Genomic DNA, 22,879 nt, shown 5'->3' on the forward strand with positions numbered 1-22,879 from the left:
CGCAGCATTTGACCCCGGTCAGCTGGCCGTCTTCGCCGATGAACTCGAGCGTCGCCACCTGAAACTCGCGCTCGGCGCCTTCGGCCTGCGAGGACGAGGTGCGCATCTTGGTCGCCCAGTAGGGCCAGACCGAAAGCTTGTCTTCCTTTTCCGGCGGCTGCGGACGGATGTCGAGCTGGGTGACGCGGACCGCGCCCTGGCGGAAGGCGGTGCCGACGCAGTCGGACGCGGTATCGCCGCCGCCGACGACGACGACATGCTGACCGCCGGCGAGGATCGGATGCGACGGCCACGCCACCGACTGGATCGGTTCGCCGCCGACACGCCTGTTCTGCTGCACCAGATAGGGCATCGCGTCATGCACGCCGCCGAGATCGTCGCCGGGAATGCCGGCCGCGCGCGGCGTTTCGGAACCGCCGCAATAAAGTACGGCGTCATGTTCGGCGAGCAGCTCGGCAACAGGCTTGTCGACGCCGACATTGACGCCGCAATGGAAGGTGACGCCCTCGCCCTGCATCTGCTCGATGCGCCGGTCGATATAGTGCTTCTCGATCTTGAAGTCGGGAATACCGTAACGCATCAGCCCGCCGGGCCGGCTCTCGCGCTCATAGACATGGACGTCGTGGCCGGCGCGGCCGAGCTGCTGGGCAGCCGACATGCCGGCCGGGCCGGAGCCGATGACGGCGACGCGCTTGCCGGTCTTCTTCTCCGGCGGATAGGGCCTGATATGGCCGGTCTCGTAAGCCTTGTCGGCGATCGCCTGCTCGACCGTCTTGATGGCGACGGGAATGTCCTCGAGGTTCAGCGTGCAGGCTTCCTCGCAAGGTGCGGGGCAGATGCGGCCGGTGAATTCCGGGAAATTGTTGGTCGAATGCAGGTTGCGGATCGCATTGTCCCAGTCGCCATTGTAGACGAGGTCGTTCCAGTCCGGGATCTGGTTGTGGATGGGACAGCCCGTTGGCCCGTGGCAGAACGGAATGCCGCAATCCATGCAGCGCGCGGCCTGTTTCTCGACCTCCTTGTCCGACATCGGCAGCGTGAATTCACGGAAATGCCGGATGCGGTCGGAGGCCGGCTGGTACTTGTGCACCTGCCGGTCGATTTCGAGAAAGCCTGTTACCTTGCCCATAGTCCAGCTCCTGCTGTCCAGATGGCGCGCCTGGCGACGCCCTGCAGCTGGATCAGATGGGGCATCCCGTCCCACATGGGCCGCACCAAGTTGCCCAAAATTCGACTATGTACACTTGCCGGGCTCAAAGCTCGTGAGGGGCTCGCCATGCAGCCAGTTCTCGACTCTAATCGAAGGAGCCGGGGACTCCATCTGCAATACCACGTTGCGGTCCAAAGCTATTTCCAAAGGTTTCTGCACGAGCTGGTTTCCTCTCAGAGACGGCACACGGGTTCAGGGAGGAGCGCATCGCTCGTCTTGCCCCATTAAGTGCAGTCACAGTCACTCAGTCTCAAAAGCCATGCCAACGCGCTCAGCGCGCAGTTAGCGCCCATTGCTTCGAAAAACCTCGTCAGTGCCCAGATGTTGGTTGTAATGAACCTGACATTTGTCTGACGCTGTCAGCTTTTGGACACGCGATCACGCGCTTCGTGCCGCCAGGCCAGGCCGAGCCCTGTGTTGCCAGCGGTCGCTTCGATGATTGTACCGCCCGGCGCGAGCTGGCCACGCTGTTCGGCATTAACGATCATCGACAACGCAATGCGATCCTTGATCGATCCGCCGGGATTTTGGCTTTCGAGCTTGACGAAGAGAATTCCTGACTCCGACGTTGTACCGCTGACCAGCCGTGTTGGAGCTGAAATCAGAGGCGTTCGCCTTGGTGGAGACCTTTCGGACGCAGCGATAGCAGCCATCAACCAGCTTCTTCTAAAACACAAGGTGATCTTCTTCCGCGGCCAGGAGCATCTCGACGATGCGGAGCAGGAATTGTTCGCGCGGCGTCTGGGTAACCTTGTACCTCATCCCACGCAGGGGCCGGCAGCCGGCACGGCCTCAATCCTCAATCTCGATTCCGGCCGTGGCGGTGGCAGGCCAGACCAGTGGCATACCGATGTGACTTTCGTCGATGCCTATCCGAAATTCTCGGTCCTACGTGGCGTCGTCATTCCGGCGGCGGGGGGCGACACGATCTGGTCCAACACGCACGCCGCGTACGAGAATCTGCCGGCGCCGCTCAAAATATTGGCGGACAATCTGTGGGCTATTCATAGCAATGCCTACGACTACGCAGCCGTGCGCCCGCGCGCCACAGCCGAAGAGAAGAAGCACTTCGAGGAAGTTTTCACATCGACGATCTACGAGACCGAGCATCCGGTCGTGCGCGTCCATCCGGAAACCGGGGAGAAGTCGCTGCTGCTCGGCAATTTCGTGCAGCGCCTCGTCGGCCTTTCCAAGAGCGATTCCGCCAAACTCTACGAGGTGTTCCAGTCCTACGTCACTGCCCCGGAAAATACCGTGCGGTGGCGCTGGCAAGTAGGCGACGTCGCTATCTGGGACAACCGTGCTAACCAGCATTATGCGGTCAACGACTATGGCGACCAGCACCGGGTTGTGCGTCGCGCTACGGTTGACGGTGACGTTCCGATCGGCGTCGACGGTCGCCGCAGTATAACCCATGTCAAGGCAGCCAAGCCGGCGGCGAAGGCAGCCTGACCGTCTGAACAGGGTAAAGATGAAAACTTCGTATCGCCGCGGCCATATCGCGCTGCTTAACCGCCCCACAAAGCCTTATGATTTCCGAGAAGCAAGGCGAGTTGCGGGCTCGAGGCTTGGCCCGAAATCGAGGTCCTGCAGCGTGGCGCATGGCTCGAGTCGCTGCTCGTGGCCCCGCTGCAGCGGTACAGGTCCCCCACCGCCCCACCATCTCGCCCGCCCTGCACCTCGGATAGCGATCATTCACCGTTTGTTCATTATGATAGCGCACGATCATAACTGGACATGCTGGTAGCTCGTACATGCCTGAAGGCCCTGCGCGCCGACCCAGCGCCGGGGCCTTTTTACTTCCGCAAAATCGATTCCAGCAACGCGGGCACTTCGCAGGATGTCGGAATCCCGCGCTTGCGATGATACGCCGTACAGCGAATTGCGCGAGTCAAACGAATTTGGGTTTCTCAAATATAGAATCGTCGATACCGATCCTGATGGATCGAGCCTCGACGACGAAGTCAACCATCTTCAAACGGAATTATTCAACATTGCCGAGAGCTCCCGGTGTGCCGTCGAAGCCGACATTGGGGAGGTCAGCGGTCACCAACGATCATGGTGATCGCCAGCATCTTTCGTATTCACATAACCGTCGGCCTTGTACTTTCCCGAGGCCATGACATGAGTGGGTCTTCCAAGCACCGATTTGGCCCGGTAGGATTTGCAGGGGGCGCGGACAAGCGGATGAACAAACGGAATGATGCCGGAAAACTGCGCGCGCCTGCTGGGATTTAGCCGACCGTCGATAGGAACATAGCCCTGGTCGACGGCTTTCTGAAGGGCAAGAGTTTCGCCGACCTGGCTCAGGAACATGGCTTGTCGACAACGAGGGTGCGCCAAATCATCGAGAAGGCCGATCGGCTCGTGGGCGGCGCATTCAGACCAAGACTGAAACGTCCAACGCCTCGCCTCGGTCCGATTTCATGGTCGACTATCCCTATGTGTGCAAATGGCCGAGAAGCACCGGCTGGGTAGCGTCACGCCGCATCATTCTTTGCGGAGCTGGAGCGCGCGGGATCGCTGGAGCGGCTGGTGAAAGCGGTTGCCGGGGCGCACAACACGTGAGCTGGCGCCTCGTGTGGCAAAAGGAGAGGGCGAGAGCCCATGGCCTGCAATGAAGCGATCAAGCATTGCGATCGTGGAACCAAGCTAGTCGACCATCCGGACCGCGGCCTTCAATGCCAGCTCGCCTTGGAATCGGCCTTCCAGGAATTGGCTGAGCGCGCAGCGGAATCCGGCTGGACCGAGGAGATAGCCACGCGCTCCTCGAACTCGCCGGCGCGCGCCTCAGGAGCGACTCCGCCAATGACAGACTGAGAGGACGATTAATCGTGCCAGGGCAACGAGAGAGCGGCAGGTTCAAGAAGCTTCGCCTGAACCGATAGGAACGTCGCTGCGCCAATAAAATTGGCGGTGAAGGCTGACCGCGGCCGAGTCGGGCAAGCGAGCGAAGTGCTGAAATAAGGGCGTGAGAATCCAAGACATCGTTTGTAGAGAGCATCGAGCTTCGCGAGATTGTGGTACAGGATCGACCGCAGGTGTTCTCGCAGCGCTCGCAGAACCCGGGATTCTTCCGCGGCACCCGCCAAGGCGAAGAACGGTCAGAGTTGCACGATAACGTTTAAAAGCGAGCCTTCCTCCGAAAGTCTGCGCGCGCAGTTCCACGGTCCGATGCGCTTTCATAGCTATTCCAATCGCCGCGCCCATCCTCTCCCGGATCAGGTCCAGCGGGTCTGCAGTGCATGCGCCCCCAAAGTGGACGCCATTGGGCCGGGTGAACCGGGCTCGATTGCGCGCCGAAGGCCCGTTCCAGGCCCGGAAATCCGGGTCCGTCAGGGCGAGCGCGTGCGGGTCGAGGTAGAGAACGGCCTTGCCGAGAAAACGACCGTGCACTGGCATCGCGTGCGTGTGCCACATGCCATGGATGGCGTGCCTCACCTCACGCAGAAGCCCGCGAAAAGGCAACGGAAGATCTAGCATTTATGGGGGAAATGTTTTTTCGGAGTGCTTGACCCGCAGGAAGGGCAGGGCATGACTGCCTATCGCCCGACCCGGCCGGCCGCACTCATGACCGGCTGGGCTCGGTTAATCCTGCATGCCGCGCCCATGAGGTTGCGCTCTGTCGGGAGTGCGTCGAGCACAACGACGAGATGTAGTTCACGATCTTTGAAACGCGTGGTCAACTATCCAAAGTGTGGATGCCTTTCATCGAAACAAACGATTTCATCAATGTTCTGGAATCCTGCATGGGCAGAAGCACCTGACGCACACCGATGCCCCCACTGCCTCATGGCGTGGCGAGCGTCTTAAGAAACCGCCCGAAAGGAGATTTTTCATGCGCTCTACCGGGCAGTGGAGTGCTGGGAAAGGGAGTTGCAACTGACCGGGTCCGACTTCTTCCGAGCCTATGGACAGACTGGGAGACGCGCACGGTGTAGCGGCTCACATCGTCATACTGCACCTACGCCACACACCGGCCGGACCTGATCCGGCTTTATGAGCATTGGGCTTTGTCAGTTGCCCAAGCGTGATGGCTTTCGCGACGCGGCGCGCCTCAGGAACTGAGCCGCGTCCAGGTCGAAACGCGGGAAAGAAAGACAGGAAACAGAATGGCCGATCAATTCGCAACGGACGTCATTGCCCTGATCAAGAAACGCGCCGAGTCGGAGAGCGGTGAGGGAATGCCTACGTCATTCGTCGGCGAGATAACAATCGCCACGGAACTGGACGCGCTCGGGTTTGATTCGCTGGGTTTGGCGGACGTCCTCTGGGATGTGGAGCAGGCCTACGGCATCAAGATCGACATGAACACGGCCGATGCCTGGTCCAATCTCAAGAATGTCGGCGACGTCGTGGAAGCCGTCCGCGGCTTGCTTGCGAAGGAGGCTTGAATGGACAGGCGCGTCGTTATCACCGGAGTGGGCGGCCTGTGCGGACTGGGCACCGACGCCGCCTCTATGTGGAAAGAGATGCGCGAAGGCCGCTCCGCCATCGGCCCGATCGCCAATTCCGAGCTTCATGACCTGGAGGGCATGACCGGCGCTGAGATCAAGGCGCTGCCCCAGCACGACATCAACCGGGGGCATCTCATCTCCATGGACCGCTTCAGCTTGCTCGCCGTGCTTGCAGCGCGCGAAGCCATGCGGCAGGCCGGACTTTCCTGGGACGAGGGGAATGCCCATCGCTTCGGCGCGACAGTGGGCGTCGGATTTACCGGTTCATACGCAACAGAACAAACTTACCGCTCACTGCTTTTGGGTAGCGCAATCCGTGCTGAACTCTTCACTGGAGTAAAGGTGATGCCCAGCGCCGCTTCCGTCCATCTTAGCTTGAGCCTCGGCTTGCGCGGGCCGGTCTTCGGGGTGACCTCCGCATGTGCCTCGGCCAACCATGCGATCGCCTCGGCGGTGGACCAGATCAAGCTGGGCCGGGCCGACGTAATGGTTTCCGGAGGCAGCGACGCACCCTTCGCATGGGGCGTGCTGAAAGCATGGGAAGCAATGCGCGTGCTTTCACCCGATACCTGCCGGCCCTTCTCCGCCGATAGGAAGGGCCTGGTGCTGGGCGAGGGTGCGGGCATGGCCGTGCTGGAAAGCTACGAGCATGCCACGAGGCGTGGTGCCACAATTCTTGCCGAGATCGCCGGCGTCGGCCTTTCCGCCGATGCCTTCCACATTGCCGCGCCATCTGTCGAGGGGCCAGCGTCGGCGATGCGCGCCTGCCTTGCCGATGCCGGGCTGAATGCCGAGGACGTCGACTACCTCAACGCGCACGGCACCGGTACCAAAAGCAATGATCAGACTGAAACGGCGGCGATCAAGCGTGTGTTTGGAAAACACGCTTATTCGATGTCCATCTCTTCCACCCAGTCCACGCACGCCCATTGCCTCGGCGCAGCGAGCGCGCTTGAAATGATCGCCTGCGTGATGGCAATGCAAGAGGACGTCGTGCCGCCGACCGCCAACTATCGCGAGCCAGATCCCGCTTGCGACCTCGACATCACACCCAATGTGCCGCGCGAGCGCAAGGTGCGCGTCGCCATGAGCAACGCCTTCGCCATGGGCGGTACGAACGCAGTTCTGGCATTCAGGCAGGTGTAGAAGCCATGCAAGACGCCTCATTTGAGGTCACCTGTCGTATCTAGCTGCTTGCCGGACCACTATGTGAAGCGAGCGCTATTGGCTGCCTCTGCGATGCGGGAATTGGCAGCGGACGTCTCACGATCAAACAGGCATCTGCTTGTAGAATTCTTTTAATCGTGAAGCGGCGCGAGTGCGCTATCCGTTGAGGTGAGCAAGGCCGGCGCCCTGGGTGAGCGCTGGTGTCGGGTGGTGGAAAGTACAGGGGGAGCTGTGTGGCCCCCTCTTTCTCGGCCTCGACGGTGTGCGAAGGAGCCTGTGCGGCGAACGGGCCGACGCCCCAGGCTCAGAACCTGGGCGAACCTAACTCCCGCCAAAGGACAGCCCAGAGCTGGATACACGAAAGAGATACTGAACCCGCGAATCAGATTCTGATCAATCGTCGTGTCTGAGCTCCGCTCGGCTCTTACGGAGATAATCGCGCGGCCCGGCAACGGCCGCGCGTGCCGCGGGCGTGAGCTTTGCGCTTCGTCAGAAGTGCCTCGAGCGTGACGACGATAATTGACCAGCCATATGGAACGCATTCGCCCAGTTATCCAAAGCGTGGATACCTTTCATCTAAACAAAGGATTTTACCGTTTTTGCTGCAGGTCCCATAGAGGCGCTTCAAGTTGGAAAGATAGGTAGTTCCCATGGTTGCGTTGGATCCGAGGAGCATCATCTGGTGTGCGGGGCGCACAAAGTCAGTCGCATCTGCATTACGGCTTGGTCTTTCGGCGGTCTCCACAAGTTACGCCCCGTTGGTGCGATGCCAATTATTTAACCAATGCTTGGACATTTATCTCAACCAGACAGCTCCAAGGTGAGGTCTTCCATGCGCCCGAATGTCGATTGGAAGTTGTGCTGGGAAAATGAGCTGCAACTGGCCGACCATGTCGAACTCTCCGACTTTTTTCGAAAGACCTATGGACGGACTGGCGCCTTCAACGCGGAGCCATTCGAAGGCGGCCGCAGTTGGGCCGGCGCGAGGCCGGAATTCCGCGCAATCGGCTACGACGCGCATGGGGTAGCGGCTCACATCGGCATGCTGCGGCGCTTCATCAAAGTTGGCGAGGTCGACTTGATCGTCGCTGAATTGGGCCTGTACGCGGTTCGTCCGGATCTTGAAGGGCTCGGAATCGGTTTTTCGATGCGCGTGGCGTACCCAGTGCTCCATCAGTTGGGTGTTCCATTCGCTTTCGGCACGGTTCGGCACGCGCTGCGAAACCATGTCGAAAGATTCTGCAGAGCCGGCCTCGCGAACATTGTGTCGGGCGTTCGCGTACGATCGACCCGTCCAGATGTGCATCCCGACCTGCCGCCCACGCGCCTGGAAGACGTACTCGTGTTGGTTTCGCCGATCGGACGCTCGATGGACGAGTGGCCGTCCGGTACCCTGATCGACCGGAACGGTCCGGAACTATGAAGCCTCTGGACTACATATGCGAAGGGCAGAGTGACAATGCCGATGGCACTGCAGAGCGCAGCGTCTATCTGACGTTTGACGATGGTCCCAATTCATTTTTCACACCGCAGATACTCAATGTGCTGGCGCAACATCAGGTGACGGCGACCTTCTTCGTTGTTGGGGCCTACGCGGCCGACGAGCCGGAACTCGTTCGCCGAATTATTACAGACGGGCACGGTATAGCCAACCACACGATGACTCATCCGGACCTGGCCAAATGCGGGTCCGTCGAAGTCGACTGCCAGATAGTTGAGGCAAACAGAGTCATAGGGATGGCTTGCCCGCAGGCCATGGTTCGGTACTTTCGTGCACCGTATGGCATCTGGACCGAAGAAGTAATCGCTGCATCAGCGGGTGCGGCATTGGCGCCCGTCCATTGGTCCATTGATCCACGCGACTGGTCTCGCCCCGGCGTTGACGCCATCGTCGACAGAGTGCTCGCCGATATCCGGCCGGGCGCAATCGTGCTGTTGCACGACGGGTGCGCTCCCGACGAATTGCAACCAGGCAATCAAGCCAGTCTGCGCGACCAGACGGTGACAGCGTTGTCACGCCTAATTCCAGAATTGCACGGCCGCGGATTTGTAATCCGATCACTTCCTCAACACCCCTGAACAAACAGAGATCCTATGGACCTTCTCACCACAGCCAGTACTGTTGCCGTTTCGTCTTATGCGGTGCTCTCGACTGTTTACAGAGGCATGCAAGCGGTCTACTCCCAACCGGAAAATGTTACGCCGCCGTCGGAAAGCTTGTTCGGATCCGACCGTTGGCCGAGCGTGGATGTCATTATCCCCTGCTACAATGAGGACCCGCGCACACTCGCGGCGTGTTTAGCTTCCATTGCAAATCAAGATTACGCCGGAACATTTCAGGTCTATCTGGTTGACGACGGTTCTGGAAATCGTAATGCCGTCATCCCGGTACATCACGCCTACGAGGGCGACCCGAGATTCAATTTCATTCTGCTCCGCGAGAATGTTGGCAAACGCAAGGCGCAGATCGCCGCCATCCGCCGCTCATCTGGAGATTTCGTGCTCAGCGTCGACTCTGACACGACACTTGCGTCCGACGTCATCACAAAGCTTGCAGTAAAAATGCGGGATTCCATGGTCGGAGCGGCCATGGGCCAGCTGACGGCATACAACCGCAGCGACACTTGGTTGACCCGATTGATCGATATGGAATACTGGCTGGCTTGCAATGAGGAGCGCGCGGCGCAAGGTCGCTTTGGTGCGGTCATGTGCTGCTGCGGCCCATGTGCAATGTACCGCCGGTCTTGTCTCCTTTCTCTGCTGGATCAATACGAGACGCAGCTGTTCAGGGGGAAACCAAGCGACTTCGGTGAAGACCGTCATCTTACGATCCTCATGCTGAAAGCAGGCTTTCGAACCGAGTACGTTCCAGGTGCCGTCGCGGCGACAGTCGTTCCGGACAAGATGGGACCTTATTTGCGCCAACAACTCCGCTGGGCACGAAGCACCTTCCGGGACACGATGCTTGCGCGAGGTCTACTGCGTGGCCTGGATCGCTATCTAACTTTGGATGTGATGGGAGAGAATCTCGGCCCATTGTTGCTCGGCATCGCGGTAGTAACGGCGCTCGGTGAGCTACTATTTTCACATACAGTAAATTGGTGGACGGTGCTGGCTATTGTCACGATGACCATAATCAGATCTACGGTGTTATCTTTCCGCACTCGGCAGCTTCGATTCATCGGCTATTCAATGCACGCGTTAATCAGGATATTCCTGTTGATCCCCTTGAAGGCTTACGCCCTGTGTACATTGAGCAATAGCGATTGGCTGTCGCGTAAAAGTGTTCCCCTGCCCAACAGGAGCACAAAGGAAATCACAAGCGCGATGCCGCTTGCCGGAGCAAATGCTGCGGGCAATTCTGGAATTGCGGAGTCACTTCATACTGCAGATCTTTCGCTCACAGCTGGTGAAGTCTGACGGCCTTGCAGCGCCGAGTGACCGAGTAAGTTGTGTCAGTCGACACGGGGTGAAGCTTTCGAGTTACCTATGGTCAGAACGGGAACTATCTGGAAGCGACACGTGGCATCTTGACGTTATTCTTTGGCGGAAGCGATACACGCGTCGCTCCGGCCGCGACTTTCCAAAGGTGCCATCTCAAGGCGGTGGCCTGCTCTGAACCAGAATTCGCAAGTAAGCTGCCGGTGGCCAATCGGACTCATTCCGCTTGAGATAGACGCATGTCCAATGTAGCAATCGACCTTACCGGCGTAACCAAATTATTCGGAAACAAGCTCGTTGTGGACGGGCTGTCCTTCACCGTTGCATCGGGAGAGTGCTTCGGTCTGCTGGGGCCGAACGGCGCAGGCAAGAGCACGATTGCGCGTATGCTCCTCGGTATGACCCGGCCTGACGCGGGTGATATAACAGTCCTCGGTCTACCAGTGCCGGCACGCAGCCGCTTGGCCCGCAAGGGCATAGGCGTGGTCCCGCAGTTCGACAATCTCGACCTGGAATTTACGGTACGCGAGAACCTGTTGGTGTTCGGGCGCTACTTCGGCATGAGTACAAGAGAGATCAACGCCGTCATCCCACGGCTCCTCGAGTTCGCTCGCCTTGAGAGCAAGGCGGATTCACGTGTCGGCCTGCTATCCGGCGGGATGAAGCGGCGCCTGACGCTGGCACGTGCTCTGATCAACGACCCCCAGTTGCTTGTGATGGATGAGCCCACGACCGGCCTCGACCCGCATGCCCGCCATCTGATCTGGGAGCGACTTCGTTTCCTGCTGGCGAGCGGAAAAACGATCATTTTGACCACCCATTTCATGGAAGAGGCTGAGCGGCTTTGTGATCGGCTGTGTGTTCTCGAGCGGGGACGCAAGATCGCCGAGGGCAGTCCTCATGCGCTGATCGACGAGTACATTGGGTGCAACGTGATCGAGATCTTCGGCGGCAATCCACAGGAGCTGATTTCGCTGATCAGACCGTACGTTCAGCGTGTCGAGGTAAGCGGCGAGACGCTCTTTTGCTATGCGCCTGAGCCGGAGGATGTGCGCATCCAGCTTCGCGGTCGAGCGGGTCTGCGTATTCTAGAGCGTCCACCCAGTCTGGAGGACGTTTTCTTGAGGTTAACCGGACGTGAGATGGAGAAGTGAGCAATGGGTGAACGTTTTGCGGCCGCTCTACCCGCCAACGCCTGGAACTGGATCGCGGTGTGGCGCCGCAATCATCTGGCATGGAAGAAGGTGGCATTTGCTTCAATGCTCGGCACCCTTGCTGATCCGATGATTTACCTTTTCGGGCTCGGCACTGGCCTTGGACTGTTGGTAGGCCGCATCGAAGGTGCATCCTACATCGCCTTTCTGGCAGCCGGCATGGTTGCGACGAGCGCGATGACAGCATCAACCTTCGAAACAATTTACGCGGTTTTCGGTCGAATGCGCGATCAGGGCACTTGGGAAGCAATCCTGCACACACAACTTACCCTCGGCGACATCGTTCTCGGTGAATTGACCTGGGCAGCCACAAAGGCCTTTCTGGCCGGTACGACAATTGCGATTGTTGCCGCCGCGCTAGGTTATGCCGCGTGGACGTCGGTTCTCTACGTGCTGCCGGTCATCGCTCTCACCGGGTTCGCCTTTGCGAGCCTGGCCATGCTCGTCATCGCGCTCGCGCCCAGTTATCACTATTTTATTTTCTATCAGACGCTTGTCATCACACCCATGCTGTTCCTTTCGGGCGCGGTTTTTCCAGTCGGCCAATTGCCAGGAGTGTTTCAGCAGATTGCGGCCTTCTCGCCGCTGGCGAATTCTATCGATCTAATCCGTCCGGTGATGCTCGGCCGCCTGGGCGACAATGTAGGGCTGCATATAGGCGCACTTTGCATGTTCGCTGTATTGCCTTTTTTTCTGTCGGCTGGACTGTTTCATCGACGACTAATGCGTTGACGCTTACCTACGCCCATCAACGAGAAGGAGGTCCGCAATGCCGGATTGCAAACTGCCCCCAGCGGCCCGGAGGCATGCGTGTGCCAGGAATCGCGAGTGGTACAACAACGCCGAAGCCGGGCGCCACCCAGCCGCTGCAGGCACGCGCCCATCTTCGCGACCACACCTCGGAGTACAGGCTGGGTGGTGAGGCGCGCGGACCCACCCGGAGCGTTCAAGCGATAGCAGCCAAGCTTCTTGTGCGCGTCCCCAGACCGTCGCGGCCATTATTTAGTTGGATACACATGCAATGACCCACAACGAACCAACTCCTGAGCCTTTTGTGATCCTTGCTATGCCAAGGACCGGAACACACTATTTAGAAGAATTGCTAAACGAGCATCCGACCGTTCTGAGTAACGGTGAGTTGCTAAACGAATATGATCCCAATTGGCCCAGCACGGATCGCCTGCTAGGCACGGATCGCGAGCTTCTTGAGCTTGCCTATGTGCGCTGCCCTATGCGCGACTACAAGAATGTGACGCATCTTGGCTGCAAGATCAATGAACCTCAGTTTCGCGAGCGTCCAGCATTCTTTGCGGAATTAGCTCGTTGGCCAGCACTCAAGGTCATCCTCGTTGTTCGCCGAAACGTATTGGAATCGCTCCGATCCTTTGTGCAGGCCAGGGAAAGCGGTCAGTGGCTGAAGTTCAGCTCGGACAACGATACCGCTCGGCCACCGAGCGTCAGGTTGTCAATCGCCGACTGTGAGGCTTATTTCAAAGCCGCCGACGACTTTCACGCTCGCGTTATGGACTCCTTCACGTCGACCAACCTGCTTGTAATGGAATACGAGAGCCTACTTCACGAACCTGCCCAATGCTTGGGAGCGGTTTGGGATTTCCTGGGCGTTCCAGCGCTTGAGCCATCAGATAACGCCATCTTGCAGCGCCAGGAAACGCGACCGCTTGATCAAACGGTGGAGAACTTTGACGAGTTGCGGATTCACTTCGCACGCGGACCTTATTCAAGATTTTTTGACCTCGGAGATTCAATGCGCTCCTACGCTTAATCGCTTGTACCGCGTGCTCTGATGGGCGTGTAGGATATCCTGCAGTTTGCGCGCATTCCGTTCCAAAACTGACAAACCAAAGTCACCAAGGCAACCGGCAGTCGATCTGCGGCGAACATCAAAGGGCACGGGCGCAAGGCGACCTGGTCAATTCCCTCTCTGATGAAGCACTTCCTCAGACGCGATCTTTGGCGAGCCTCGAGTGCAGAATTCCGGCAAGGTGGAGGGTTCCAGTGCGCAACTGCACCAATCTCGCTGGACGGGACAGGCGTCCAGTTGGCACGGCGCTTGCTCCGAGATGACAGCAGCGCTCGACCGGAGCGCAGCATGGGAGAAGGAGGAGCCCCCACCCCGATCCGGTCAGGGAGAGAGAAACGATGTTGGTTCCAAGAGTCCCCCGCGCGATCGCAGCGCCCCGCAAGCGCCATTTTGCCCGGACCTACGTGCAGGTACTTGCCGCCATGGTCCTTGGAGCCGCAATTGGCTACCTCTATCCGGAAACCGGCCAAAGCCTGAAGCCGCTCGGCGATGCCTTCATCAAAGTCATCAAGATGATTATCGCACCTGTCATCTTCCTGACAATTGCGACCGGCATTGCCGGCATGAGCGATCTGCAGAAGGTCGGCCGAGTTGCCGCCAAGGCGATGGTTTATTTCCTTACCTTCTCGACGCTTGCACTCGTTGTCGGGCTGATTGTCGCGAATATCGTTCAGCCTGGCGCCGGCCTCAACATCGATCCGGCCTCGCTCGATGTCGAAGCCGTTAAGGGCTATGTGGCCACGGCTCACGAGCAGTCCGTGACCAGCTTCCTGATGAACATCATCCCGTCAACGATTGCCAGTGCCTTCGCGGAAGGCGACATCCTGCAAGTCTTGTTCTTCTCGGTCTTGTTCGGCATTGCTCTGGCGATGACCGGAGAGACGAGCAGGCCGGTCGTTACCTTTCTCCAGGCGCTCACCGCCCCCATTTTTAAGCTCGTCGGCATTCTCATGAAGGCTGCACCCATCGGCGCCTTCGGCGCTATGGCCTTTACGATCGGCAAATACGGAATCGGTTCGGTGGCCAACCTCGCGATACTGGTCGCGACGTTCTATCTGACCGCCTTCCTCTTCGTGTTCGGGGTTCTCGGCGTGGTCTGCCGCTGCAACGGCTTCTCGATCTTTTCTCTTGTCCGCTACATCAAGGACGAGCTGCTGCTTGTCCTGGCAACGTCCTCCTCGGAGGCCGCGCTGCCCTCGCTCATGGAGAAGATGGAGAAGGCCGGCGCCGCGCGTTCGGTCGTAAGTCTCGTCATCCCTACTGGATACTCATTCAATCTGGACGGCACCAATATCTACATGACGATCGCCGCCCTCTTCATCGCGCAGGCGACGAACACAGATTTGTCAATTGCCGATCAGATCCTCCTGCTGCTAATTGCGATGCTTTCCTCGAAGGGTGCGGCAGGCGTCACCGGCGCCGGCTTCATCACATTGGCCGCTACTCTGTCTGTCGTGCCGAGTGTTCCCGTTGCCGGAATGGCTCTAATTCTTGGCGTGGACCGCTTCATGTCGGAATGCCGCGCGCTGACGAATTTAGTCGGTAATGCGGTGGCATCGCTCGTTGTCGCTCGCTGGGAAGGCGAATTGGACCAGTCCCGGATGGAAGCCGCTTTCCGCGGTTAGGGTTACATCAAACGGGCTCCCCGCAAGCAAGCAATAGCGCGACGTGTAAGTCACGGCCTTCACAGCAGTCGAATTGCCGGCCTCCAAAGAGCGCTGGAAATAGTGTACTAACGCGGAGAGTAATACAACACCATGAAGCCCCTAAGCAAACGAACGGTTCACGGAAACTCATCTGGGTCCGCATGGAGCGCTGTTCGTCGAATGCGTTATCAACCGTGGGGTGTGGTAACTATTTCAGCTTGCCGCCCCAAGCCGTCGCGGGATCGCACCGGATGACGGAGGACCGGCCGATCAGAATCGCTAGGGGAAAGCGCGTCACAATTGCCGATCTCGCCCGCGAAGCCGGAGTCAGCGTAGCAACAGTCGATCGGGTTCTGAACGTCCGCCTTCCGGTGCGAGAGGAGACCGCCCAGCGGGTCCATGCGGCCGCGCACGCGATCGGCTATCATGCTGCCGGTCTCATCAAACAGCGCTTGCAGCAGCACCTGCCGCACTACAAGCTGGGCTTCATCTTGAGAAAACCTGCCCACGATTTTTACCAAGATTTCGCTCGCAATATTGAAGAGTCGGTCAGTATGGCTAAATCCTTCCACGGCCTTCCGATCATCGAGTTCGCGCAGTCACATTTGCCGCGTGACCTGCTCCCGCTTCTTAAGGACCTTGGAAGCCGCTGCCAGGCGATCGCCATGGTGGCGGCCGATCACCCGAAAATCACAGCATCAGTCGAGGAGCTCAAGGCGAAAGGTATCCCGGTATTTTCGCTGTTATCCGACTTCGCCGATGGCGTGCGCGAGGGCTACATCGGCCTCAACAACAGCAAGGTCGGACGGACTGCCGCTTGGGTGTTTTCCAAGGCCGCAAAACGGCCCGGCAAGGTGGCGGTGTTTGTCGGAAGCCATCGCTTCCAGGCGCATGCGACGCGGGAAACGGCCTTTCGTGCCTATTTTCGTGAGAACGCGCCCAAATTCGAGGTGCTTGATCCGCTCGTGAACCTTGATGAACGGCAGCTCACTTACGAAAAATTGCTGGATCTTATGCAGCGGGAACCAGAGCTCGTCGGCTTCTATATGGCCGGCGGGGGTATAGAGGGAGCAATTTCCGCGCTCCGAGAAGAGGGGAGCGGTCAGGATCTCGTCGCGATCGTGAGTGAAATGACGCCGCAGTCACGTGGGGCGCTTGCGGATGACATCTTGACGATGGCGGTCGGCACGCCAATGCGCCGACTTTGCCAGGAGCTGATAATGGCAATGGAGCGGGCCATCAAAGCCGGCGTCGCGGAGAGCCCGGGGCAGACATTTCTGCCGTTCGACATTTATCTTCCGGAAAATATTTGACCTTGATGGATTTCTATCATGAGCGCCCATTTTCCTTTCACCGATGAAAGGAAAGCTCGATTGACTCGGCCGTCTCTGTCCGATCTGTGAACCGGCGTGGTTCCGTCTTGAAAGAAGCCGGATGCCGAAATGGCAGCCGCGCTTCATGGAAGGAAAGTCAAGCAATGCGCCAGGTATCGCCCCGCTTTGCACTCGATCACATGGCGGCGCCCCGCCTTGACGTCAGTGCGCTTTTCGCGCTTGCCCGTGACCAAGGCCTGACCGACGTCCAAATCCGTTACCCTCATTTCAGCAATCCTGTCGCACGCGGCATTCCGGCTGCGGACGTTCGGTTTGCCGCTACCGAAGCGGGCGTCACGATCATCTCTGTCAACGCCTTGCAGCGGTTCAACGACTGGACTCCAACGCGTCAGGCCGAGGCAAGCAACCTCGCCGATTATGCGACGGCGTGCGGGGCAGAGACGCTCGTGTTGGTGCCGGCCAACCGCAGCTCGTGGCCCACCAATAGCGAGCGCCAGGACAATCTTCGTTTCGCTCTAAACGAGATCAAGCCAATCCTCCAGTCGCGGGGTCTGATCGGTCTCATCGAGCCGCTGGGTTTCCGAACCTGCTCGCTTCGATCAAAGAAGGAAGCGGCCGAGGCCGTTGCCGCGGTTGATGGCCAGTCCGTCTTTCGCCTCGTGCACGACACGTTCCACCACACCCTGGCCGGGGAGACATGCCTGTTCTGCGAGCTTACCGGCCTGGTGCACATTTCAAGCGTAAACGACCCGACCTTCTGGATTTACCCCGATCGCTTTCTTGCAGGTTCCGACAATGGCAGCCAGATTCAGGCGCTGCTGGATGGCGGCTACGCGGGACCTTTCTCGTTCGAGCTGATCGAGGAAGTCCATTCTCTGGACGATCTCGCAGGCGCACTTGCCGCCAGCATCGACTTTATCCGGCGAGGGCTATTGTCGTCAAAGTAGATGGTGACAGGAGTAGTGACTATAGGTGCGCCTGAATTTTCCGAGGGTTCACAGCGGGGCAGCCATCCGAGATGCCTCCTGTATCATTATCTCCCGCATCCAGATGCTTGCCGGATCGCTATTGTGGAGGGCCGGCCATTGGAGGGTCTCGGTGAATGTGGGAAATGGCAGCGGAAGTTCGATAACCCGCAGGGGGAACGTTTTTTCGAAATGCCTGACCAGCCGTAAGGGCATGGTCGCTATACGAGCTGTGCCGGACACCATAGGTGGAATCATGCTGAAGCCCTGCACGGCGACCTCGACACGTCTCTTAAGGCCATGCTCAAGCAAAAACCATTCCTCGATAGACGGCTTCATCGTACGCCCGAACCTGACCGCGACGTGCCTCATCGACATGTATCTCTCGAATGTAAGCTGCTGTGGCAGCTGCTTGTTTGTGGGACAGCCTACGCACACGAGCTTCTCGTCAAACAGCGCAATGCTTGAATGCACACTCGACGTGAACATATCCGGTAGAATTAGAAAATCGACGTCACCGCGCCGGAGAAGCTCATCGGGGCTATCGTCGACAGGCAGCAGTTCGAAGCTGACGGCGGGGGCTTCCCGTGAAATACGCTCCACAAGCTTTTCGAAAAACACGAGCGTGACGAAATCGGAAAGAATGATCCTGAAGAGGCGATCGGCTCGAGCTGGGTCAAACGGATCCGAAGAAATAATCGAGCACTGGATGTGCTGGAGAGCGTCGCGAACTGCGGGGGCAAATGCTGCCGCACGCGGGGTTAGAAATCGTTCGCGACCTCTTATCGTAAACAGTTCATCGCGGAAATAATCGCGCAGTCGGGCGACGGCCGCACTCATGGCGGGCTGACTCAGGTTGATCCTGCGTGCCGCCGCCGAGAGATTACGCTCCGTCAGGAGTGCGTCGAGCACAACGAGGAGATTTAGATCAAGTCCTTTGAAACGCATGTCATCAGCCATCCATGGGATGGATGCCTTTAACCGAAACAAACGACTTTAACAATTTAGCATTCTTGCAATCTTTTGTCGCAAAAAGTTTATGATGGATGACGTTAAGGTCCGACATATGAGCCGCGTGATCTGCAGAAGCGAGCAATCGTTCGTACTGTGCAGGTCAGAGATTGGCAGTTTGAAACGCCGGGCCGATGGCGCCGGGCTATCAACCAGCGTCTTCGGCGGCCCCGACCTAGCTGGGCGTGGAATCTAATAGGGTGCACCTTTCCAGTCCGAGGCGACTGATGGGCGGTTTGATCCTAAGCTGCCGTGAGGCCTGTGCCAATTGTATCGGCGAGCCAATGCAGCAGTCCGGCAGCGTTTTTGAGAGCTGTTGTAGGCTCGGCCTAAGCCCATTGGCGCAAGCCTATCTGAACGAAGCGCTTGGCCTTGCCGCTATCCGGTATGTGATCTGTGGTGTCTTCTCGTCCTGCTGTTCTTGTTTTGGAACGCCCTTATGGTGAGCCCATCCGGGACGTGGGGCACCGGGAGCACAAAGGTGCAGGCAGGCCGTCAATAGACCGTGGGCTGAGAGCCCGAGCTCGTTACATGGCCGCCCCTGGCGACTTTCCCGGATGCGCTGCGAGCGCGGATCAGTAGATGTCGTGTTGCCCGCCAGCTCCCGTCTTTGACCGAGCCAAGAAGGAGGAACGGGCATGCTTATCATCGGACTGGATATTCACCGCGCCTTCGCCGAAGCAGTGGCATGGGAGGAGGGCAGGCTCAGGCGACTCGGCCGCGTCGACATGCGGCGCGATCTGCTGGCCGCGTTCGCCGCGAAGCTGTCGCCGAACGATATCGGGGTGATCGAGGCCACCGGCAGCGCGACGTCCGCTGCAGCTGTGGTTGCGCCGCATGTGAAGAAGGTGGGGATCGCCAAGCCGAAACAGGTGTTTATCGTTGCCTATGCCAAGATCAAAACGACGATCGACGCCGACGTTCTTGCGCAGCTCTATGCCAGCGGCTTCTTGCCAGAAGTCTGGATTGCGGACGAGCCGACGCAGGCTCTGCGTCGACAGGTGACACGGCGCAATCAGATTGTCCGACAGAGATCTCGATTGAAGAGCGTCATCCAGTCGATCCTTCATAGCCACCTGATCCGTCCTGCCCGCATGCCGACCTGTGCGGCGCCAAGGGTCGGACCTGGTAATCGAGCAGGTCGTACCGCAGGACGAGCGCCTCGCGATCGATGGGCATCTGCGCGAGTTCGACCGATTGGGCGAAGACCTCCAGGTCATCGAACGCGATCTTGTCCGCTCGGCTCTCGAGGATGAAGGCGTGAAGCGGCTGATGACCATTCCCGGCGTCGACATCACCGTCGCGCTGGCGATGAAGGGCGGCGATCGGCGACGTGTCGCGCTTCGACGATCCGCAGAAGCTCGTGACCTATCTCGGGTTGAACCCAAGCGTCCAGCAGTCCGGCCAGGTCCGGCCTACCATGGGCGGATCACCAAGCAGGGCCGTGGTCATGCGCGCGGCATGCTCGTCGAGGCGGCCTGGGCGGCCGCTCGTGCTCCCGGACCGTTGCGAGCCTTCTCCCTGCGGCGTGCGAGCCCGGCGCGGACAGCATGTCGCGGCCGTGGCAACCGCACGCAAACTCTCTGTCGTGATCTGTCATCTGTTGAGAAGGGCGAGAGTTACGCGTAGGCTCGACCCTCCCTGCATGCCAAGAAGCTTGCGCGATGTGGAACTCAAGGCCGGGAGCAAGGCTGTGCGCGGCCAAAAGGGAGCGCACGCCTACAACATAAAGAGCCACCGGGAAGAAGAGCGCCGCTGGGTGGAGCAGGCCGAGGGCGCCTATGCACGCCTCGTTGCCGGTTGGAACCCACGAGGTCCGAAGAGGGTAGGCACGGATGCCGCAAACGAGGCGCGACGATAGAAGCTGCGCGGCAGGGCTCTCATCTCGGACCCTGCTCTTCGCCACGCGGTCGTCCGTGCGCGACAGGAGAATAGCGCAGATTTATCAAAAAGGCTCTTGTCGATCACATCAGTGGTCTTGGGCGCTGTACGGCCGGGTGAAGACTTTGCAGGTGGCGCGGAAAGCGTTTGACCTGTAGCGAAGCAATTGTCGTCATTACGCGCTCGACCCGGGCGCCCAGCTTGGCATAAGGGCTACGTGGCCTCAGGAAGCGTCGTCGCCAATGCAGACCATGGACGAATTCCCAGCCGATGCCGAGATGCCGGTCGACCGTGCCTGTCGCCGTCCGGTGATGCGATGCCCCCGAGCGGATGAGTTCGCCCCGGAAGCTCCCGGTCACGACGCACGGGTTCGGGTTCCAAGGCGCTCAGTTTTGTTCGCGCCCAATCGGTGTAGGACGCGGCAGAAATACGAGCGTGACGAAATCGGAAAGAATGATCCTGAAGCGGCGATTCGGTAGAGCCGGGTCAAACTATCCGACGAAATAAACGAGCACTGGATGGGCGGGAGAGCGTCGCGAACTGGAGGGCAAGAGCTCCCGGACGCAGCGTTAAGTTTGAATACCTCCGCGGACATGGTCGCGAGCTTATCGCGCAAATAATCGAGCAGCCGAGCGCCGGCCGCACTCATGACCGGCTGGGCTCGGTTAATCCTGCATGCCGCGCCCATGAGGTTGCGCTCTGTCGGGAGTGCGTCGAGCACAACGACGAGATGTAGTTCACGATCTTTGAAACGCGTGGTCAACTATCCAAAGTGTGGATGCCTTTCATCGAAACAAACGATTTCATCAATGTTCTGGAATCCTGCATGGGCAGAAGCACCTGACGCACACCGATGCCCCCACTGCCTCATGGCGTGGCGAGCGTCTTAAGAAACCGCCCGAAAGGAGATTTTTCATGCGCTCTACCGGGCAGTGGAGTGCTGGGAAAGGGAGTTGCAACTGACCGGGTCCGACTTCTTCCGAGCCTATGGACAGACTGGGAGACGCGCACGGTGTAGCGGCTCACATCGTCATACTGCACCTACGCCACACACCGGCCGGACCTGATCCGGCTTTATGAGCATTGGGCTTTGTCAGTTGCCCAAGCGTGATGGCTTTCGCGACGCGGCGCGCCTCAGGAACTGAGCCGCGTCCAGGTCGAAACGCGGGAAAGAAAGACAGGAAACAGAATGGCCGATCAATTCGCAACGGACGTCATTGCCCTGATCAAGAAACGCGCCGAGTCGGAGAGCGGTGAGGGAATGCCTACGTCATTCGTCGGCGAGATAACAATCGCCACGGAACTGGACGCGCTCGGGTTTGATTCGCTGGGTTTGGCGGACGTCCTCTGGGATGTGGAGCAGGCCTACGGCATCAAGATCGACATGAACACGGCCGATGCCTGGTCCAATCTCAAGAATGTCGGCGACGTCGTGGAAGCCGTCCGCGGCTTGCTTGCGAAGGAGGCTTGAATGGACAGGCGCGTCGTTATCACCGGAGTGGGCGGCCTGTGCGGACTGGGCACCGACGCCGCCTCTATGTGGAAAGAGATGCGCGAAGGCCGCTCCGCCATCGGCCCGATCGCCAATTCCGAGCTTCATGACCTGGAGGGCATGACCGGCGCTGAGATCAAGGCGCTGCCCCAGCACGACATCAACCGGGGGCATCTCATCTCCATGGACCGCTTCAGCTTGCTCGCCGTGCTTGCAGCGCGCGAAGCCATGCGGCAGGCCGGACTTTCCTGGGACGAGGGGAATGCCCATCGCTTCGGCGCGACAGTGGGCGTCGGATTTACCGGTTCATACGCAACAGAACAAACTTACCGCTCACTGCTTTTGGGTAGCGCAATCCGTGCTGAACTCTTCACTGGAGTAAAGGTGATGCCCAGCGCCGCTTCCGTCCATCTTAGCTTGAGCCTCGGCTTGCGCGGGCCGGTCTTCGGGGTGACCTCCGCATGTGCCTCGGCCAACCATGCGATCGCCTCGGCGGTGGACCAGATCAAGCTGGGCCGGGCCGACGTAATGGTTTCCGGAGGCAGCGACGCACCCTTCGCATGGGGCGTGCTGAAAGCATGGGAAGCAATGCGCGTGCTTTCACCCGATACCTGCCGGCCCTTCTCCGCCGATAGGAAGGGCCTGGTGCTGGGCGAGGGTGCGGGCATGGCCGTGCTGGAAAGCTACGAGCATGCCACGAGGCGTGGTGCCACAATTCTTGCCGAGATCGCCGGCGTCGGCCTTTCCGCCGATGCCTTCCACATTGCCGCGCCATCTGTCGAGGGGCCAGCGTCGGCGATGCGCGCCTGCCTTGCCGATGCCGGGCTGAATGCCGAGGACGTCGACTACCTCAACGCGCACGGCACCGGTACCAAAAGCAATGATCAGACTGAAACGGCGGCGATCAAGCGTGTGTTTGGAAACCACGCTTATTCGATGTCCATCTCTTCCACCAAGTCCACGCACGCGCATTGCCTCGGCGCAGCGAGCGCGCTTGAAATGATCGCCTGCGTGATGGCAATGCAAGAGGACGTCGTGCCGCTGACCGCCAACTATCGCGAGCCAGATCACGCTTGCGACCTCGACATCACACCCAATGTGCCGCGCGAGCGCAAGGTGCGCGTCGCCATGAGCAACGCCTTCGCCATGGGCGGTACGAACGCAGTTCTGGCATTCAGGCAGGTGTAGAAGCCATGCAAGACGCCTCATTTGAGGTCACCTGTCGTATCTAGCTGCTTG

At 59.2% G+C, this 22,879-nt stretch carries 18 protein-coding genes and 5 pseudogenes; 17 read left to right on the forward strand and 6 right to left on the reverse strand.

Features of this window, described 5'->3' with window-relative positions:
- From EOD15_RS05540 to EOD15_RS36580, 3 genes and pseudogenes are all read right to left on the reverse strand, one after another.
- On the reverse strand, positions 1–1,129 hold a 1,129-nt coding region (locus tag EOD15_RS05540; RefSeq protein ID WP_148129495.1), incomplete at its 3' end, for a glutamate synthase subunit beta.
- 41 nt (positions 1,130–1,170) lie between these two features.
- Positions 1,171–1,333: pseudogene (locus EOD15_RS05545) on the reverse strand (thioredoxin domain-containing protein); the annotation flags it as partial.
- Between the two features lie 275 nt (positions 1,334–1,608).
- Positions 1,609–1,794, reverse strand: a pseudogene (locus EOD15_RS36580) (pyridoxal-phosphate dependent enzyme); the annotation flags it as partial.
- Here EOD15_RS36580 and EOD15_RS05555 point away from each other — a divergent pair.
- The gene (locus EOD15_RS05555; RefSeq protein WP_127322137.1) at positions 1,709–2,662 is read left to right on the forward strand and encodes a TauD/TfdA family dioxygenase; all 954 of its coding nucleotides are present in this window, start codon (positions 1,709–1,711) and stop codon (positions 2,660–2,662) included. The pseudogene EOD15_RS36580 and the gene EOD15_RS05555 overlap by 86 nt on opposite strands.
- Positions 2,663–3,256: 594 nt before the next feature.
- Here EOD15_RS05555 and EOD15_RS35680 read toward each other — a convergent pair.
- On the reverse strand, positions 3,257–3,526 hold the full coding sequence (locus EOD15_RS35680; protein ID WP_024504272.1) for a hypothetical protein: 270 nt from the start codon (positions 3,524–3,526) through the stop codon (positions 3,257–3,259).
- A gap of 993 nt (positions 3,527–4,519) precedes the next feature.
- Between EOD15_RS35680 and EOD15_RS05565 the strand changes: the two are divergent.
- Positions 4,520–4,666 (forward strand): annotated as a pseudogene (locus EOD15_RS05565) (multicopper oxidase domain-containing protein); the annotation flags it as partial.
- A 104-nt stretch (positions 4,667–4,770) separates the two neighbouring features.
- Here the strand turns inward: EOD15_RS05565 and EOD15_RS36585 are convergent.
- Positions 4,771–4,896: pseudogene (locus EOD15_RS36585) on the reverse strand (LysR family transcriptional regulator); the annotation flags it as partial.
- A gap of 426 nt (positions 4,897–5,322) precedes the next feature.
- Here EOD15_RS36585 and EOD15_RS05570 point away from each other — a divergent pair.
- From EOD15_RS05570 to EOD15_RS05620, 11 genes are all read left to right on the forward strand, one after another.
- The gene (locus EOD15_RS05570) at positions 5,323–5,604 is read left to right on the forward strand and encodes an acyl carrier protein (protein WP_126057635.1); all 282 of its coding nucleotides are present in this window, start codon (positions 5,323–5,325) and stop codon (positions 5,602–5,604) included.
- Positions 5,605–6,813, forward strand: a complete 1,209-nt coding sequence (locus EOD15_RS05575) for a beta-ketoacyl-[acyl-carrier-protein] synthase family protein (protein WP_127408337.1) — start codon at positions 5,605–5,607, stop codon at positions 6,811–6,813.
- 853 nt (positions 6,814–7,666) lie between these two features.
- Positions 7,667–8,257: a NodA family N-acyltransferase gene (locus tag EOD15_RS05580; protein WP_024505875.1), complete on the forward strand. Its 591-nt coding sequence runs from the start codon at positions 7,667–7,669 to the stop codon at positions 8,255–8,257.
- The gene (gene nodB / locus EOD15_RS05585; protein WP_126057632.1) at positions 8,254–8,913 is read left to right on the forward strand and encodes a chitooligosaccharide deacetylase NodB; all 660 of its coding nucleotides are present in this window, start codon (positions 8,254–8,256) and stop codon (positions 8,911–8,913) included. The genes EOD15_RS05580 and nodB overlap by 4 nt, the downstream gene beginning before the upstream one ends.
- Positions 8,914–8,928: 15 nt before the next feature.
- Positions 8,929–10,254, forward strand: coding sequence for a chitooligosaccharide synthase NodC (gene nodC, locus EOD15_RS05590; protein WP_032899868.1), 1,326 nt, complete (start codon positions 8,929–8,931; stop codon positions 10,252–10,254).
- A gap of 260 nt (positions 10,255–10,514) precedes the next feature.
- The gene (gene nodI, locus EOD15_RS05595) at positions 10,515–11,429 is read left to right on the forward strand and encodes a nodulation factor ABC transporter ATP-binding protein NodI (protein WP_024505873.1); all 915 of its coding nucleotides are present in this window, start codon (positions 10,515–10,517) and stop codon (positions 11,427–11,429) included.
- A 3-nt stretch (positions 11,430–11,432) separates the two neighbouring features.
- Positions 11,433–12,221: an ABC transporter permease gene (locus EOD15_RS05600; RefSeq protein WP_029356621.1), complete on the forward strand. Its 789-nt coding sequence runs from the start codon at positions 11,433–11,435 to the stop codon at positions 12,219–12,221.
- A 289-nt stretch (positions 12,222–12,510) separates the two neighbouring features.
- Positions 12,511–13,272, forward strand: coding sequence for a sulfotransferase (locus EOD15_RS05605; RefSeq protein ID WP_024505871.1), 762 nt, complete (start codon positions 12,511–12,513; stop codon positions 13,270–13,272).
- A gap of 377 nt (positions 13,273–13,649) precedes the next feature.
- Positions 13,650–14,936 carry a dicarboxylate/amino acid:cation symporter gene (locus tag EOD15_RS05610; RefSeq protein WP_126063813.1) on the forward strand — a complete coding sequence of 429 codons (1,287 nt, stop codon included), beginning with the start codon at positions 13,650–13,652 and terminating at the stop codon, positions 14,934–14,936.
- Between the two features lie 272 nt (positions 14,937–15,208).
- On the forward strand, positions 15,209–16,270 hold the full coding sequence (locus EOD15_RS05615; protein WP_024505889.1) for a LacI family DNA-binding transcriptional regulator: 1,062 nt from the start codon (positions 15,209–15,211) through the stop codon (positions 16,268–16,270).
- A 164-nt stretch (positions 16,271–16,434) separates the two neighbouring features.
- A complete protein-coding gene (locus EOD15_RS05620; RefSeq protein ID WP_024505888.1) occupies positions 16,435–17,238 on the forward strand; it encodes a TIM barrel protein in 804 nt (267 codons plus the stop codon).
- 48 nt (positions 17,239–17,286) lie between these two features.
- Here the strand turns inward: EOD15_RS05620 and EOD15_RS05625 are convergent, their stop codons facing one another.
- Positions 17,287–18,204 (reverse strand): LysR family transcriptional regulator, encoded by a 918-nt coding sequence (locus EOD15_RS05625; RefSeq protein ID WP_024505887.1) that lies wholly within the window; start codon positions 18,202–18,204, stop codon positions 17,287–17,289.
- Between the two features lie 701 nt (positions 18,205–18,905).
- On the opposite strand from EOD15_RS05625, the pseudogene EOD15_RS37335 reads away from it, so the two are divergent.
- The 4 genes and pseudogenes from EOD15_RS37335 to EOD15_RS05640 all read left to right on the forward strand — a co-directional run.
- Positions 18,906–19,280, forward strand: a pseudogene (locus EOD15_RS37335) (IS110 family transposase); the annotation flags it as partial.
- 91 nt (positions 19,281–19,371) lie between these two features.
- Positions 19,372–19,896, forward strand: a complete 525-nt coding sequence (locus EOD15_RS37340; protein ID WP_245265439.1) for a transposase — start codon at positions 19,372–19,374, stop codon at positions 19,894–19,896.
- Between the two features lie 1,441 nt (positions 19,897–21,337).
- Positions 21,338–21,619, forward strand: coding sequence for an acyl carrier protein (locus tag EOD15_RS05635; protein WP_126057635.1), 282 nt, complete (start codon positions 21,338–21,340; stop codon positions 21,617–21,619).
- Positions 21,620–22,828, forward strand: a complete 1,209-nt coding sequence (locus EOD15_RS05640; protein WP_127408338.1) for a beta-ketoacyl-[acyl-carrier-protein] synthase family protein — start codon at positions 21,620–21,622, stop codon at positions 22,826–22,828.
- Positions 22,829–22,879: the final 51 nt, after the last annotated feature.

The organism is Mesorhizobium sp. M7A.T.Ca.US.000.02.2.1 (assembly GCF_003996995.1).
Classification (GTDB): domain Bacteria; phylum Pseudomonadota; class Alphaproteobacteria; order Rhizobiales; family Rhizobiaceae; genus Mesorhizobium.

What these genes read in the sequence shown, in the direction of transcription:
- EOD15_RS35680 (WP_024504272.1), bottom strand. Translation starts at nt 3,526, where the DNA reads ATGTTCCTGAGCCAGGTCGGCGAAACTCTTGCCCTTCAGAAAGCCGTC.
- EOD15_RS05580 (WP_024505875.1), top strand. Translation starts at nt 7,667, where the DNA reads ATGCGCCCGAATGTCGATTGGAAGTTGTGCTGGGAAAATGAGCTGCAA.
- EOD15_RS05575 (WP_127408337.1), top strand. Translation starts at nt 5,605, where the DNA reads ATGGACAGGCGCGTCGTTATCACCGGAGTGGGCGGCCTGTGCGGACTG.
- EOD15_RS05570 (WP_126057635.1), top strand. Translation starts at nt 5,323, where the DNA reads ATGGCCGATCAATTCGCAACGGACGTCATTGCCCTGATCAAGAAACGC.
- EOD15_RS05625 (WP_024505887.1), bottom strand. Translation starts at nt 18,204, where the DNA reads ATGCGTTTCAAAGGACTTGATCTAAATCTCCTCGTTGTGCTCGACGCA.
- nodI (WP_024505873.1), top strand. Translation starts at nt 10,515, where the DNA reads ATGTCCAATGTAGCAATCGACCTTACCGGCGTAACCAAATTATTCGGA.
- EOD15_RS05610 (WP_126063813.1), top strand. Translation starts at nt 13,650, where the DNA reads ATGTTGGTTCCAAGAGTCCCCCGCGCGATCGCAGCGCCCCGCAAGCGC.
- EOD15_RS05615 (WP_024505889.1), top strand. Translation starts at nt 15,209, where the DNA reads ATGACGGAGGACCGGCCGATCAGAATCGCTAGGGGAAAGCGCGTCACA.
- EOD15_RS05600 (WP_029356621.1), top strand. Translation starts at nt 11,433, where the DNA reads ATGGGTGAACGTTTTGCGGCCGCTCTACCCGCCAACGCCTGGAACTGG.
- nodB (WP_126057632.1), top strand. Translation starts at nt 8,254, where the DNA reads ATGAAGCCTCTGGACTACATATGCGAAGGGCAGAGTGACAATGCCGAT.
- EOD15_RS05640 (WP_127408338.1), top strand. Translation starts at nt 21,620, where the DNA reads ATGGACAGGCGCGTCGTTATCACCGGAGTGGGCGGCCTGTGCGGACTG.
- EOD15_RS05555 (WP_127322137.1), top strand. Translation starts at nt 1,709, where the DNA reads ATGCGATCCTTGATCGATCCGCCGGGATTTTGGCTTTCGAGCTTGACG.
- nodC (WP_032899868.1), top strand. Translation starts at nt 8,929, where the DNA reads ATGGACCTTCTCACCACAGCCAGTACTGTTGCCGTTTCGTCTTATGCG.
- EOD15_RS05620 (WP_024505888.1), top strand. Translation starts at nt 16,435, where the DNA reads ATGCGCCAGGTATCGCCCCGCTTTGCACTCGATCACATGGCGGCGCCC.
- EOD15_RS05635 (WP_126057635.1), top strand. Translation starts at nt 21,338, where the DNA reads ATGGCCGATCAATTCGCAACGGACGTCATTGCCCTGATCAAGAAACGC.
- EOD15_RS05605 (WP_024505871.1), top strand. Translation starts at nt 12,511, where the DNA reads ATGACCCACAACGAACCAACTCCTGAGCCTTTTGTGATCCTTGCTATG.